This is a genomic window from Ferruginibacter profundus (assembly GCF_054783275.1).
Genome location: NZ_BAAGQW010000002.1, coordinates 725,914 through 742,128, shown reverse-complemented (window position 1 = coordinate 742,128; position 16,215 = coordinate 725,914). Strand labels below are relative to the sequence as shown.

The 16,215-nt window shown below is 40.5% G+C and carries 10 protein-coding genes; 9 read left to right on the top strand and 1 reads right to left on the bottom strand.

Translation table 11 applies throughout. The annotated features are described in order from the left end of the window. Positions 1-35 precede the first annotated feature (35 nt). Positions 36-920 (bottom strand): AraC family transcriptional regulator, encoded by an 885-nt coding sequence (locus ACYVM0_RS13415; protein ID WP_460557846.1) that lies wholly within the window; start codon positions 918-920, stop codon positions 36-38. A 258-nt stretch (positions 921-1,178) separates the two neighbouring features. Here ACYVM0_RS13415 and ACYVM0_RS13410 point away from each other — a divergent pair, with 258 nt between their 5' ends. From ACYVM0_RS13410 to ACYVM0_RS13370, 9 genes are all read left to right on the top strand, one after another. Continuing rightward, positions 1,179-4,283, top strand: a complete 3,105-nt coding sequence (locus tag ACYVM0_RS13410; RefSeq protein ID WP_460557845.1) for a SusC/RagA family TonB-linked outer membrane protein — start codon at positions 1,179-1,181, stop codon at positions 4,281-4,283. A gap of 23 nt (positions 4,284-4,306) precedes the next feature. Next, positions 4,307-5,884, top strand: coding sequence for a RagB/SusD family nutrient uptake outer membrane protein (locus ACYVM0_RS13405; protein ID WP_460557844.1), 1,578 nt, complete (start codon positions 4,307-4,309; stop codon positions 5,882-5,884). Positions 5,885-5,904: 20 nt separating this feature from the next. After that, positions 5,905-6,933 carry an IPT/TIG domain-containing protein gene (locus ACYVM0_RS13400; RefSeq protein ID WP_460557843.1) on the top strand — a complete coding sequence of 343 codons (1,029 nt, stop codon included), beginning with the start codon at positions 5,905-5,907 and terminating at the stop codon, positions 6,931-6,933. Positions 6,934-7,130: 197 nt separating this feature from the next. Continuing rightward, on the top strand, positions 7,131-8,432 hold the full coding sequence (locus ACYVM0_RS13395; RefSeq protein ID WP_460557842.1) for a glycoside hydrolase 5 family protein: 1,302 nt from the start codon (positions 7,131-7,133) through the stop codon (positions 8,430-8,432). Between the two features lie 9 nt (positions 8,433-8,441). Continuing rightward, positions 8,442-9,593: a glycoside hydrolase family 26 protein gene (locus tag ACYVM0_RS13390; RefSeq protein ID WP_460557841.1), complete on the top strand. Its 1,152-nt coding sequence runs from the start codon at positions 8,442-8,444 to the stop codon at positions 9,591-9,593. Between the two features lie 24 nt (positions 9,594-9,617). Continuing rightward, complete coding sequence (locus ACYVM0_RS13385) at positions 9,618-11,447, top strand: sodium:solute symporter family protein (RefSeq protein ID WP_460557840.1); 1,830 nt, start codon at positions 9,618-9,620, stop codon at positions 11,445-11,447. A gap of 61 nt (positions 11,448-11,508) precedes the next feature. Further along, positions 11,509-12,723, top strand: coding sequence for a glycoside hydrolase family 130 protein (locus tag ACYVM0_RS13380; RefSeq protein WP_460557839.1), 1,215 nt, complete (start codon positions 11,509-11,511; stop codon positions 12,721-12,723). Further along, complete coding sequence (locus tag ACYVM0_RS13375) at positions 12,720-13,940, top strand: AGE family epimerase/isomerase (protein ID WP_460557838.1); 1,221 nt, start codon at positions 12,720-12,722, stop codon at positions 13,938-13,940. Before ACYVM0_RS13380 ends, ACYVM0_RS13375 begins: the two co-directional genes overlap by 4 nt. A gap of 2 nt (positions 13,941-13,942) precedes the next feature. Continuing rightward, positions 13,943-16,204: a glycoside hydrolase family 3 protein gene (locus ACYVM0_RS13370; RefSeq protein ID WP_460557837.1), complete on the top strand. Its 2,262-nt coding sequence runs from the start codon at positions 13,943-13,945 to the stop codon at positions 16,202-16,204. Positions 16,205-16,215: the final 11 nt, after the last annotated feature.

Genomic DNA, 16,215 nt, shown 5'->3' with positions numbered 1-16,215 from the left:
ATTCACCATTCACCATTCACGCCTCACGATTCCCTCTAAATAAACGACCGTATTCCCTCCGCATTATACTCCTGCCGGAACTCCTTTGGTGTACAATCTTTTTTCTTCTTAAATATCCTGTTGAAATTAGAGATATTATTGAAGCCGCATTTAAACGCAATCTCATTAATGCCATGTGTACTGTCGATCAGCATTCTTGAAGCATTGCCTAAGCGGATCTCATTTAAAGTATCAATAAATGTTTTACCGGTACGGGTTTTAAAAAAACGGCTGAAAGCTACTTCACTCATCGATACTATGCCTGCGGCTTCTGCCAGCGTCACATTCCTGTCGAAGTTGACATTTAGATACTGCATTATTTTTTCCACCCTGCGGCTGTTATAAGTAATGGTCTCTGCATTTTTAAAAGAAATATCCGACAGCGTTTTCATATTCCTGGAGGTAGACAGGTCATGCAGGATAGAGATCAGTTCCAGCACCGAATCAAAACCATGTTTTTTGGTAAGGTTCAGTAATCTCGGCTTTAGTGTTTTAATGGTTTCTTTGGAAAATAAAATACCACGTAAAGATTTTTCAAACATGGTACGTATCAGGTTCATCTGGTTGCGCTGTAAAAATTTTTCATCAAAGAGGTCACGGTGAAACTGGATGGTGATCTCTGTAAATTCTTTGCTCTTGCATTTATGGTTAAACCAGCCGTGTTGCAGGTTGGGGCCTATCAATACCAGTTCCAGGTCGTCTATCTCATCAATATGATCCCCCACCATTCGTTTAATGCCTTTGGCGTTATCAATAAAATTCAATTCAAACTCTTCGTGGTAGTGCAAAGGAAAATTAAATTCAGACTTTACCCTGTAAAACATCGTAAAGCAATCGCTTTGGGTTAATGGGGTTATCTCCCTTAATAATTTAGGCTGCATGTAACAATCGTTTGATAAAATAAATAACTACAGCTTTTGCCGGCCACTGTAATTTTTTGTAAATGTATAAAAAAGGATAGTAAAAGATTAAAATAATATCAGTGCCTGTAAAATCATGAAATGCAGTGTGGATAGTAGTTTTACGGTTTTATTGAAATTGTATTTACTCATGTTGGCAAAATAGTATACTATAATGATAAAATAGTATACCTAAGGTATTGGCTTAAAATTTACTTTTGGTGAAATAAACTTGCTTATATGAAATGTAAACTCCTCGTATGCATGATCCTGTCCTGCATACTTTTTTCCTCAGCGTTTTCACAAACAAAAAAAATTACCGGTACCGTTTCAGATGAAAAGGGAACTACACTTCCCGGTGCTACTGTTGCAGCAAAAGGAACTACCCTTGCTGTAAAAACAGATATCAACGGAAATTTTTCTATTGAAGTGCCTGAAAAAACAAAAGTACTGCTCATTACTTTTATTGGTATGCAGCAGGAAGAAGTGGGTATTGGTAAAGCTGCAAACATAGCAGTAACTATGAAATCAGTAGCTGCTGTATTGCAGGATGTGGTGGTTATTGGTTATGGCACTACCAGGAGAGCCAATGTATCTTCAGCCATATCATCTGTTAAAGCAAAAGACCTGAAAGACCTGCCTGTTGCCGGTATCGACCAGGCCATACAAGGTAAGGTGGCAGGTGTAACGGTAGATAACAATGGCGGACAACCGGGTGGTGGCGTTTCAATCAAAGTACGTGGTATCACTACTATTAATGGTAACGACCCGCTGATTGTAATTGATGGTGTTCCGTTTTACGAAAATACAAGACAGAGTTCAGGTTACGCAGGCCTGGGTGGTTCTAACGGACAAACCGGCAATAGCGTGATGGCTACTCTGAATCCCAATGATATTGAATCAGTAGATATATTAAAAGACGCTTCTGCGCAGGCCATTTACGGGTCAAGGGCCGCCAATGGTGTTATATTGATCACTACTAAAAAAGGAAAATCAGGTGATGGCAAGATCAACTATGATTTTTATATGGGGCAATCGCAGATCTATAAAAAATTAGACCTGATGAACCTGCAGCAGTTTGCTATTTATCAAAACCAGATCGCCACCACACCTACAGCAGAATTTGCAGACCCTTCCAAATTAGGTAAGGGTACCGACTGGCAGGATGCCATGTTCCAGAATGGACAAGTGCAGAATCACCAGCTGAGTTTTTCAGGCGGTACAGATAAAACAGTCTACTATCTTTCCATGAATTATTTTAAACAGGAAGGTACATTGATCGGATCTGATTTTAACAGGTACTCTACCCGTTTTAATTTAGATCACCAGATTAAACCCTGGATGAAAGTAGGTGTAAGTTCTAATGCTACTAAAGGTATACAACATGTGGCTTTATCGGATGCTGCTCCCGGTGCTATCTGGGATATGGCTATCTTAAATCCATTGGTACCGGTTAAAAATTTAGACGGCAGCTGGGGTGGCGGAGCCAATAACTTTATTCCCGGCGTGCAATCCGAAAATATTGATAACCCTGTTGCCAATACTAACCTGAGAAAGAGCAGGGTAAACACCATGAGCTTTTTCGGAAATGTATATGCCGAAATAAAATTCCTGAAAAATTTCTCTCTTAAAAATGAAGTGAATTATTACTACGGCCCTTATGATAATGTAGCGTACCAGTTAGCCGGTAATGTGGGCCCAAGGCAATTGAATTCGCAATATTCTGATTACAGGAGTACTTACGGACAATGGACCTTACGCAATTATTTAAACTACAACTGGTATAAAGGCAAGCACGGGGTAAGCGCTACTGCAGGCCACGAGGCACAGTACAATTACAGCCAGTCCATACGGGGTAAAAAAATAAATTTAGCGAATAATTTATTAGACTTGAATGCCGGTAGCAGCGACCAGACCACCTGGGAATTAGGTGGCGGAAAAGGAGATGGCGCACTGGAATCTTATTTTGCAAGAGCCAGCTATACTTACGATAACCGTTACTCGATAACAGGAAGTATAAGAAGTGACCGTTCTTCTAACTTCGGGTTAAATAATCCCGTAGGTTATTTCCCCGGTGCTTCTTTTGCATGGACTGTGACCAACGAAAAATTTGCACAGCCTTATAAAAATATTGTCAGCAATTTAAAATTAAGATTTGGTTATGGCGCTGTAGGTAATTTCAGTATTCCTTACAGGGCAGGTGTTGGTTTCTGGCCTGGCCCTGTGGGCTTTGGTACATCCAGCTACCTGAATGGTATTTTAAATCCTGATCTTACCTGGGAAAAAGTAATTACAACCAACGGAGGTCTGGATGCAACTTTCTTAAATGGTAAAATTGACCTGTCGGTGGATATTTATGAAAAATCTACCGCCTCAATGATATTCATTGGTACAGGCCCACGTTTATTAGGTGTGGGTGATAACTGGGATGATCTTAAAGGCCCGGTTATTAATACCGGTAAAATGACCAATAAAGGTATTGATGTAAGCATTACCTCTAATAATATCAGAACAAAAGACCTTACATGGAAAACCACTTTGATATTCTCGAAATACAAAAACCTGCTGGATAAATTAGCAGGTGCAGGTTCGGCCATTTACGGTAAAGTATTTTACGACCAGTACCTGTTAACCAAAACTATTCCCGGTGCACCAATCGGTTCTTTCTTTGGTTATGTAACAGATGGTTTGTTCCGTACACAAAAAGACCTTACCAACAGTTTACCACAATTTGGATATCCTGTTGACCAGGATCATACCTGGCTGGGTGATGTAAGGTTTAAAGACCTTAACGGCGATGGTAAAATTACCGAAGCCGATCAAACCAGTATCGGCAGCCCGCTACCTAAATTTACTTACGGGTTAACCAACACCGTTAGTTATAAAAATTTCGACCTTACTGTATTTGTGCAAGGTAGCTACGGTGCTAAAATTTACAATTTCTTAAGGTGGAGACTGGAAAAAATGGACAACACTTATTCCAACCAGTTAACTTCTGTATTAGACAGGTATACTGCCACCAATACCGAAGCAAAATTGCCACGTTACAAAGTAGGGCAGGTAAATAACGTTGCCGTATCCGACAGGTATATTGAAGATGGCTCTTACTTAAGGATAAAAAATATTGCCGTAGGATATCGTATACCGGCCAATATTTTAAAGAGAGCAAAGATCAGCAATGCAAGATTGTATGTCTCTGTTCAAAACCTGGCCACATTTACCAAATACACAGGAATGGACCCTGAGATCGGTGCCTACAATAATGATATCCGCCTGATGAATGTTGACCAGGGACATTATCCTAACCCACGTTCATTTACAGCTGGTATCAATATTGAACTTTAAACTAAAATTTTAAATTTATTACAATGAAAAATAAATATTTATATGCAGCTTTAATTGCTTCTTCGCTGGCAATTACATCATGCAAAAAATCATTTACCGATAAGCCTGCTTTGGATGCTACCACCATTGATAACTATTACAATACTGCTGAAGAGGTAAGAAGCCTTACCAGCACCTTGTATGGATTACCATGGTCAGGCTTCGAGAACAGGGCAATGGATTGCATTGGCGATGAACTGGCAGGTAATGAATTTACCGGAAGTGGTAACTCAGATGATTACCCGTTTCAGAGTTTTACCATCTCCTCTAACTCAGTAAGATTGGCTGATGCCTGGAAAATGTTTTATAAAATAGGCGGCTGGACAAGTGAATACATGAATGCGCTGACCATTAAAAAATCAAAAGGCGGTAATCCCGATTTTATTGACCCGGCCATTGCAGAATGTCATTTCTTCAGGGGTGTGGTTTACTTTTATGTAGCCCGTATCTGGGGCGATGCTCCCATTGTAACAGAACCCGGAAGAACAATACTGTCAGGCGATTTTAATATTCCCCGTTATATAAAATCCGATGTATTCCGCTTTGCTTTGGAAGAATTGAAATTAGCAGAAGCTGGTTTACCCGAAACCGATCCTCAAAAAGGAAGGTTGACCAAATACTCAGCAAAAGGGATGATGGCAAAACTGTATTTATATACAAAAGATTTTGCCAATGCAAAAGCAAAGGCACTGGAAGTAATGAACTCCGGTAAATATAAACTGGTGACTGATTACGCTGGTATGTTTAACAGCAGCAAAAATAATAACAATGAAGAATGCCTGTTTTCTATACAACATCAGTTAGCGGGTAACCCATGGGGTACGGCAAGCCAGAAACAACCAGACAGGGGCCCTGGTAATTTACAAACAACCGAAGCCAACATGTGGGAATTATATATACCTACAGTTGATATTCTTGCCGCTTACGAATCCGGTGATACACGCCGAAAAGGTTCGGTAATGGAACATGGCTGGTCTTACCCGAGCTGGAAGCCTACCAATGCAAGCAATGCTGCCTATAACACCTTTATGGCAGGTGGCTATAAATATGATACGTTGCAACCTACAGGTTCCGGCGGGCAGAAAAATGAAACCAGGTCGAATATCGCCAAATATGTGGTAGGCCCGGGTTCAGGCTTTGGAGGCGAAACTGTTATTGGTATGAACACCGGTTTAAATACGCCCTTACTACGTTATGCAGATATTTTGCTCATATATGCAGAAGCTGTTTTAGGTACTGCCGCATCAACTACAGATGCAACAGCATTAAATGCATTTAACCTGGTACGTGCAAGGGCTGGGTTATTTCCTAAAACTGTTTTAACCGGCGATGATATTTTACACGAGCGCAGGGTGGAATTTGCTTTTGAAGGCGATTACTGGTTTGATATACAACGCCAGGGTTTTACAAAAGCAAAAGCAATCATCATGGCGCAAAACAGGGGCACCACACAGTTTCCCAAGTATATCACCATTACAGAAGATATGCTCACATTACCAATACCTGCAGCCGAAGTGGCACAGGACCCCGAACTGGCTAAACCTCCTGTAAAATATTATTAATAAAAAATAAAAACCTAAATATGAAAAAGATATTTTTTAATATACCAATGCTATCTGTTTTTTGCTTTGCAATAATATTTAGCGCCTGTAAAAAAGATGGCGACGGTAGTCCGGATTATAAATCGGGCACGCCGGCCACCACCATAGGCATTAAGCCGGATTCAGGCTCGGGTGGAGCCGTACTAACGCTTACGGGTACCGGATTAGGGCAAATGCGTAGTATCATATTCGATAATAAAAATGTTCCGGCTCCGTTCCAGTCTACCTTAAATACCGAAGAGAATATTATCTTCCGGGTGCCTGATACAGCTTATGGCGGGCCGCAGAATATTATCTTTACCAATGTTGATGGTAAAACATTAAAGGTACCGTTCAGGGTACTGGCTTACCCGGTGGTATCCACTATATTCCCTACCGATTTTATCGCCGGCACCACCGTAACTATTACCGGTAGTAACCTGGATGATGTAACTGCTGTGGTTTTAAATGGTACCACAGATGCAGCTACCATTGTATCTAAAACAAGAGGTACACTGGTAATTACCATGCCGGCAACCTCGCTCAACAGGGGCTTCTTAAAATTAACCAACGCAACAGGTTCGGTGGTGGCAACACAGGAAATGGTAAACGTTGCAAAGGCCTCCATTGTATTTGACGAAGCATTGCAAAATGGTTTCCAGGATTGGGGATGGGGTGGCACTTACACCGCATCTACTGATGATAAGATCACAGGCTTAAAATCATTTAAAGGCGCTTACGATCCTGCAGGGTCATGGGGTGGCATTCAACTGGGCGGCGGTAACATCACTTTAACCACGGAAAAATATTTTACCTTCTGGGCTAAAGGTGCCGATGTAGATAAAAATGTAGACGTGAACCTGAACTGGAACAATGCCAAAAAAATAACTATTCCTGCAAACAAATGGACGTATTTTAAATATACCCTTGCCACTGATTTTCCTGGAACAACTTCTGTAAACACAGTAGTATTCCAGATAAATGATGCCGGCAAAACTATTTACTTCGATAATATCATGTTTGTAAAATAATAGTTGACAACTACGGTTGCCGAAACAGGCACCGCAGGTATTTCCTGATTGGGAATTTTGTTGACGGGTTCTTTGTAAACGGCTTTGAAAGTAAAAATTTTCTCAGTAGTTAGTTTAGTTTTATATCGTAGAACGTCGTTCCGGAACACAGCTCTTGGTTCTTGTTTCGGGGCGACGTTTTATATAAAAACAATACAGTGTATAAGCCTTTTAAATTATATCTTTTTCTTTTTGCAATACTGTGCAATACTCAGTTGGCGGCGCAAAATAATTTTGTACAGCAACAACATACCCGCCTGGTAATAAATAAACAACCCTGGCATTTTATCGGCACTAATATGTGGTATGCCAATTTATTGGCCATGCCCGATAATAATGGCGGCGATAGAAAACGGCTGTTGAAAGAGCTGGACTTTTTAAAACAACAGGGCATTACCAATATACGGGTATTGGTGGGGGCGCAGGGGCAGGGTAAAATAGTAAAAGGGGTACAGCCCGTACACCCTGCATTGCAAACTGCTCCCGGAAAATATAATAACGACCTGCTGGATGGAATGGATTTTTTATTGCAGCAATTGGAAATAAGAAAAATGTACGGCGTTTTCTTTTTTAGTAATAACTGGGAATGGAGCGGTGGTTTTTTACAGTACATGAACTGGCATAATAAAATTGATGATACAACAATGGCCAGGAATTTTTCGTGGGATGAAAACCGTGATATAGTAAGCCGGTTTTATAGTTGTAACGATTGTATAGAAGATTACAGGGATTTTGTAAAAATGATTGTAAGTCATACCAATAAATTAACAGGAAAGAAATATATAAATGAACCCGGCATCATGGCATGGGAAATAGCCAATGAACCAAGGCCCATGCGGCCCTTTGCCATTGAAGCCTATAAAGACTTTTTAGTAAAAACAAGTGCCCTGGTAAAAAGTATGGATCCTAATCATTTACTTACTATTGGTGTGGAAGGGTATTTAGGTACAGAAACAATGCAGGTGTTTGAAGATATTCATAAAGATAAAAATGTAGACTATGCCACTATTCATATCTGGCCTAAAAACTGGGGATGGTATAAAGACAGCAGTTTTAAAGATGACTTTGATGCTGTGTTGCAAAAAACAACTGCTTATATAAATGAACATGCCATAGTAATGAAAAAAATAGATAAGCCCCTGGTGGTGGAAGAATTTGGATTACCAAGGGATAATTTTTCTTTTGCATTAAAATCTCCTGTTACCTTCAGAAATAAATATTACGAATCGGTTTTTTCTGTATTGCATAAAAGCAAAAAAGAAAATGCAGTGATAGCAGGAATAAATTTCTGGGCCTTTGGTGGTTTTGCAAAACCTGCAAAAAATAAGGACCCTTTCTGGAAAGAAGGAGATGACCTTACCGGCGATCCGCCAATGGAAGAACAGGGATTGAACTCCGTTTTTGCAGGTGATCTGTCTACCTGGAAACTAATACTCAAATATGCTCAGCTTTTAAAATGATCAGGGGCCATGAAGAGACTGTACAGTAAGTTTTTTTGGATCGCAATTTTTCTCTGGCATCATCATGCTCTTGTTGCACAGGAAGCTTTTTTGCCTTGCGATAAAGATGCCAGCAAAGCAACAAAAGCATTGTACACTAATTTAAAAGATCTTGCTGCAAAAGGATATCTCTTCGGCCACCAGGACGACCTGGCTTATGGTGTAAACTGGCGGTACGAAAAAGACAGGAGTGATGTAAAAGAAGTTTGCGGCGATTACCCGGCAATATATGGTTGGGACCTGGGCGGACTGGAAAGAGCAAACAACGATAATAATATTGATGGCGTGCCTTTTAAAAAAATGAAACAATTTATTAAAGAAGGATACCAACGCGGCGGAGTGATCACTTTAAGCTGGCATTTGGATAATCCTTTAACAGGCGGCGGCGCATGGGATACCACACATGGCACAGTAGCCTCAGTGTTGCCCGGTGGTGCCAATCACGAATTGTATAAAAGCTGGCTGGATAAAGTGGCCGGTTTTATATTGTCTTTAAAAGGAGATAATAAAGAACTGATCCCCGTGCTCTTCAGGCCTTTTCACGAATTAACCGGTACCTGGTTTTGGTGGGGCACTAATAACTGCGTTGCCGATCAGTTTAAAATACTATGGCGTTTTACCAATTATTACCTGAAAGAGGTAAAAAAATGCCATAACCTGCTCTATGTATATAATACCGGCGGCGATTTTAAAACAAAGGAAGAATACCTGGATCGTTATCCCGGGAATGATGTGGTGGATATCATTAGTTTTGATAGTTATCAATATGGCGATCCGTCTAAGGAAGACTGGTTTATTAAAAACACCGGTCTTGCATTGGATATCCTTGATAGTGCTGCCGCCGCAACCCATAAGTTAACTGCCATTGCCGAAACCGGTTTTGAAGCCGTTCCTTATGCAACCTGGTGGACAGAGGTATTGCAAAAGGCCATTGGTAATCATAACTTGTCGTACGTTTTGGTATGGCGCAATCATGGCTACAACGAGTACATGAAAAAAATGCATTACTATGCGCCTTACAAAGGGCAGGTATCAGAAAAGGATTTTATAAAATTTTATGAAGCCGGTAAAACATTATTTGAAAAAGACGCAGCTAAAGAAAACCTGTACCAGTCGCACTAAGAAAAATAAAAGAACCCACCGTAAATGAAATTACAATTATTAGATATCGCTATTATAGTTACTTACCTGGTTGGTATGCTGATGCTGGGTTGGTTCATGCGCAAAAAAGCAAGGCTGAGCAAGGAGAATTATTTAATGGGTGGAAAAAAATTGCCCTGGTATTTATTGGGGTTAAGTGATGCATCAGACATGTTTGATATCAGTGGTACCATGTGGATGGTGGCTTTATGTTTTGTATACGGCGTAAAAAGTTTATGGATACCCTGGTTATGGCCTGTGTTTAACCAGGTGTTCAACATGATGTATTTATCAAAATGGTTAAGACGCAGCAATGCCAATACCGGTGCAGAATGGCTGGGTACCAGGTTTGGGTTAACAGGTAAAGGCGTGCAGGGATCACATACCGTGGTGGTGGCATTTGCATTGATCGGTTGCCTGGGTTTTTTAGCCTATGGCTTTGTAGGCCTGGGAAAATTTATTGAAATATTTGTGCCCTGGGAAGCCGTTAAAACTTATGTGCCCTTTAATGTGGCACCACAATACGTAGCACATTTTTATGGTATCATATTTACACTGTTTGCTGTTTTTTATTCGGTATTGGGCGGCATGCACAGTATTGTGATCGGCGATGTGGTAAAATATATCATCATGACGGTGGGCTGCATAGCTATTGCAGTAATTGCGATGCGGCATTTGCATGGCAAAACATTAAATGTACCTCACGGTTGGGATAACCCGTTTTTCGGCTGGCATCTGGATATGAACTGGAAAGGCATTGTGGATGATGCCATGAAAAAAATACAGGGCGATGGCTATGGCATGTTCGGTATATTTTTTATGATGATGTTATTTAAAGGCGTATTTGCATCATTGGCGGGGCCGGCACCTAATTATGATATGCAAAAAATACTCAGCACCAGGTCGCCTAAAGAGGCTTCTAAAATGACAGGCTTTGTATCGCTGATATTATTGCCGGTACGTTACTCCATGATCATTGGCTTAACAGTTTTAGGATTGCTCTATTACAATCAGCTGAATTTAAATGATGGCCATGGCGGCGTTGATTTTGAAAAAGTATTACCGGCAACCATCAACCAGTTTTTACCCGTTGGTATTTTAGGTTTGGTATTAACAGGTTTATTCGGAGCATTTGTAGGTACCTTTTCAGGCACATTAAATGCAGCACAGGCTTATTTTGTAAACGATGTGTACTTAAAATATATCAATCCTGCTGCCAACAATAAAAAAATAATTTCCGTCAACTATTTATCAGGAATAATAATAGTGGCAGTAGGAATCTTTATTGGCTTCATGGCTAAAGATGTCAACAGTATTTTGCAATGGATCGTTTCGGGTTTGTACGGCGGTTATATTGCCGCCAATGTATTTAAATGGTACTGGTGGCGTTTTAATGCACACGGATTTTTCTGGGGCATGTTTGCAGGTGTGGCAGGCGCCCTGGTGTTTTCAAAATTATTTCACGGCATCGAATTCTTATATTATTTCCCGCTTTTGTTTCTGATATCCATTGCAGGCTGTCTCATCGGTACTTTTACTGCACCTGCTACCGATACGGTGGTATTGAAAAAATTCTACAGCACCGTTAAACCCTGGGGTTTCTGGCAGCCTGTGCATGCAATGGTGCTGGCAGATGATCCTGCATTTCAACCCAATAAAAGATTCAGGCTGGACATGTTTAATGTAGTGCTGGGTATTGCGGCACAATGCTGCCTTACCATATTGCCCATGTATATAGTGCTGTGGATGAAAATGCCATTGCTCATCACGGTAATTATTCTTGCCGTAATAATCATCATACTTAAAAAAACATGGTGGAATAAATTGGAAGATTAAAATAAATATACAGGTAACCAATACATGAAAGACCAATATTTTTTGATTTAAATAGTGTTATATGAAAGAGTTTGAAAGTAAGATAAGCCATCTGCAAACCAGTTACCAGAACTTAGTTACTAAAACCAATATAAAAAGCGAGGTAAGTAACGGTATATTTTTCCGCTACCAGAACCCGGTACTAACGGCAAGGCATGTACCATTGATATGGCGGTATGATTTTAATCCTGCCACCAACCCGTTTTTAATGGAGCGTTTTGGTATTAATGCCGTATTTAATTCCGGTGCCATAAAATTTAACGGCAAATTTGTATTGCTGCCAAGGGTGGAAGGTGCCGACCGTAAATCTTTTTTTGCTATTGCAGAGAGTGATAACGGCATTGATAATTTTAAATTCCGGGATAAACCAATCATCATTCCCGAAACAGATGTACCCGATACCAATATCTATGATATGCGTTTGGTGTTGCATGAAGATGGCTGGATATATGGCTTGTTCTGCACCGAACGAAGAGATGAAAAAGCACCTGCAGGTGATCAGTCTGCTGCTATAGCGCAATGCGGTATTGTACGTACAAAAGATTTAATTAGCTGGGAGCGATTGAAGGATCTGAAAACACCATCACCACAACAAAGAAATGTGGTGTTACATCCTGAATTTGTAAATGGCAGGTATGCATTCTATACCAGGCCACAGGATGGTTTTATTGAAGCAGGATCAGGCGGTGGCATTGGATTTGGATTTTGTGATAATATGGAAGCAGCGGTTATTGAAAAAGAAACGGTGATTGCTCCTAAAGCATACCACACTGTGTATGAAGCCAAAAATGGCCAGGGGCCGGCACCTATCAAAACTGCTAAGGGCTGGTTGCATTTAGCGCATGGGGTAAGGAACACTGCCGCCGGTTTACGTTACGTGCTGTATATGTTTATGACAGACCTGAACGATCTTACAAAGATCATTTACCAGCCCGGTGGTTATTTTATTGCACCCGAAGGAAACGAAAGAGTGGGAGATGTTTCCAATGTGGTATTTTGTAATGGCTGGATTGCAGATGAAGATGGCACAGTATATATCTATTATGCATCTTCTGATACAAGAATGCATGTGGCCACTTCGTCAATAGAAAGACTGCTGGATTATGTGATCAATACACCGCAGGATGAATTCAACTCCTATGCATCCTCCGCAGCAGTTACAAAAATTGCAGAAAAAAATATGGAATACCTGGAACATAAACAACAACAAAAACTGCAGCCGCACTTAATAAAATGAAAATAAATCTGTCGGAGTATAAAGCTGCTATGCAGGATGAGTTGAAAGCTATTCTTTCCTTCTGGATGACTTATACTGTTGATGAATCAAATGGGGGCTTTATAGGGCGTATTGATTATAATAATAAAATAATTAATGATGCCCCCAAAGGTGCAGTACTTAATGCAAGAATACTCTGGTCCTTTGCCGCAGCCTATAATTTAACCGGCAACAAAACCTATCTTGAATTTGCACAACGGGCTTTTAATTATATCATTACTTATTTCATTGATAAAGATAACCGGGGCGTTTATTGGTCCGTGGATTATAAAGGCAAACCATTAGACACTAAAAAGCAGATTTATGCCCAGGCATTTACTATTTATGCTTTCAGTGAATTCTATAAAGCCACAAAAGATCAGGCTGCTATTATAGAAGCAATCGATCTGTACGATGTGATCAATAAATACAGTTACGATAGCATCAACGGCGGATATACAGAAGCTTTTACCAGGGATTGGGATACGATCAGCGACCTGCGGCTAAGTGACAAAGATGCGAATGAAAAAAAATCAATGAATACGCACCTGCATTTGTTAGAAGCTTTTACGGCACTATACAAAATCTGGAAGTATGAACCGGTAAGAAAAAACATAACAGCGTTGGTGCAGAATTTTCTGCAATACATTATCGACCCTTCCACCCATCACCAGTATTTATTTTTTGATGAACAATGGCAGCCAAAATCGGCTACCATTTCTTACGGGCATGATATAGAAACAGCCTGGTTGTTGCAGGAAGCTGCTGAAGCGATAGAAGATGAAGCATTAATTACAACAACAAAATTGCTGGCGGTAAAAATAGCCGGTGCCGTAAAAAAAGGATTGGATAATGATGGCGGCTTATGGTATGAATACGAACCTGCCGCAGCACATTTGATAAAAGAAAAACACATGTGGCCGCAGGCAGAAGCAATGGTAGGTTACTTCAATGCCTATCAGAACACCAATGACGAAGCCTACCTGGATATTTCTCTTGCATCATGGCAATTTGTGCAGCAACATATACATGATAAAAAAAACGGGGAATGGTTTTGGGGTGTTGCAGGAACCAACCTGGAGGCGTGTTCTTACAAGCCGATGCAGGAAGATAAGGTCGGCATCTGGAAATGCCCGTATCACAATAGCCGTGCCTGTATCGAAATTATAAAAAGAATCAATCATTTAGAAAAACAGTAAGTATGAAACGTAATCTTTTGCTCGTGGTGATCTTAAGTGCAATTGTTTGTTTTACAGGCAATGCGCAAACCGCTAATAATGTAGATGCTAAAATAAACCAGTTGCTGAAGCAAATGACCCTGGATGATAAGATCGGCCAGATGACACAGGTAACACTGGCGGTGTTTGCAAAAGGTGGCTGGGCCAATACCGATGGTGAATTGGACCCGGCCTTGCTAAAGGCTGCCATTCAAAAATACCATGTAGGTTCTATGCTTAATACTACTGCCCATGCATTGGATGTAGATACCTGGAGAAAAATAATCAGGGAAATACAGGATGAAACAAAAAATACGGCACTTAAAATTCCGGTGCTGTATGGTTTAGATGCCATACACGGACAAACCTATACCCTGAACTCAACCTTGTTTCCTCATAATATAGCTATGGCGGCTACACGAAATCCGGCATTGGTAAAAGCCGCTGCAAAAGTTACAGCGGCAGAACTAAGGGCATCGGGTGTGCGCTGGAACTTTGCGCCGGTGCTGGAACTGGGCAGGCAACCCCTATGGAGCCGTTTTCCTGAAACTTATGGCGAAGATGTGTACATTGGTAAAACCATGGGTGTGGCGGCAGTAAAAGGATACGAAGAAGATGGCCTTACTAATATTACTGCAGTGGCAAGTTGTATGAAACATTACCTGGCGTATTCTGCTTCTCGTACAGGTAAGGATAGGACACCGATCTACATGCCCGAAATTGAAATGAGGGAATATTACCTGCCACAATTCAGGGAGGCGGTGAAAGCTGGTTCATCTTCCATCATGATCAACTCAAGTGATATCAATGGTACACCGGTGCATGCCAGTAAGTATTTACTCACGGATGTGTTAAGAAAAGAATTAGGCTTTGAAGGATTAATTGTTACCGATTGGGAAGATATTATTCGTTTGTACACTATACACAAAGTAGCGGCCACTCCACGGGAAGCAGTAGTGATGGCTATTAATGCTGGTATTGATATGAGCATGGTGCCCGGCGATTATTCTTTTTTTGACCTGCTGAAAGAAGCCGTTGCAAAAAAGGAAGTAGCAATGAGCCGTATTGATGATGCAGTAAGAAGAATTTTAAAACTGAAATTTAAAGTGGGTTTATTTGACAATGCTTATGCCGAAGAGAATGCAAGAGGCAATTTTGGTAAAGCAGAATACCAGGCCATTGCTTTGGATGCAGCACATGAAGCAGTTACATTGGTAAAAAATAACAATAACATTTTACCATTGGCAAAAAATAAAAAAGTATTGGTCTTTGGCCCTACTTCACAAAGCATTGCTGTATTAAATGGCAGCTGGAGTTATACCTGGCAGGGCAACCAGGAAGAATGGTATCCTAAAGACAGTAAAACCATTGCAGACGCAATCACTGATAAAATTGGTGCCGCTAATGTTATTGCCATTGGAGCCAGGGGTTTTACCAGCAAAGAAAATTACGATATAGAAAAACTAAATGCCAATGCTGCCAATGCAGATGTGATCGTTTTATGCCTTGGTGAAAATGCTTATGCCGAAAGCCCCGGTAATATAAGAGATCTGGCTTTGCCTGATGACCAGGTTAATTTAGCTAAAGCAGCTTTTGCAACAGGTAAAAAAGTTGTGCTGTTATTAATAGAAGGCCGGCCAAGATTCATTACCGGTATTGAACCTGGTTGTGATGCCATCGTGCTGCCATTCTGGAGTGGAAGAAAAACCGCTGAAGCTACTGCGGATATTTTATTTGGTGATTACAATCCTGATGGACGGCTGCCTTTCAGTTATCCGAAAAGTATGGGCGAAATGGTGATGTACGATCATAAAGGCACCGAAGAAAAAAGAGAAATATTTAATGCCGATGTTTTGTGGAATGGTTACGATCCTTTATTTGCCTTTGGCGCAGGATTAAGCTATACCAGTTTTGCATACAGCAATTTACAGTTGAGCACAAATGCTTTAAAAGGAAACGGGAAATTAACGGTTGCTGTTACTGTAACCAACACCGGTAAGGTAGCAGGAAAGCATACCGTAGAATTATACAGCAAAGACCTGTATGCCAGCATTGATCCCAGCAATAAACGATTAAGGGCATTTGATAAAATAAATTTAAAAGCAGGAGAAAGTAAAGTAGTGAAATTTACTATTGATAAAAACGACCTGGCGTTTGTAAATGCACAATTAAAAACAGTTACCGAACCCGGAGATTTTGAAATTATGATCGGCGATCAGAAAGCAAAATTCACCTGGAATAATTAATACTTTCCTGA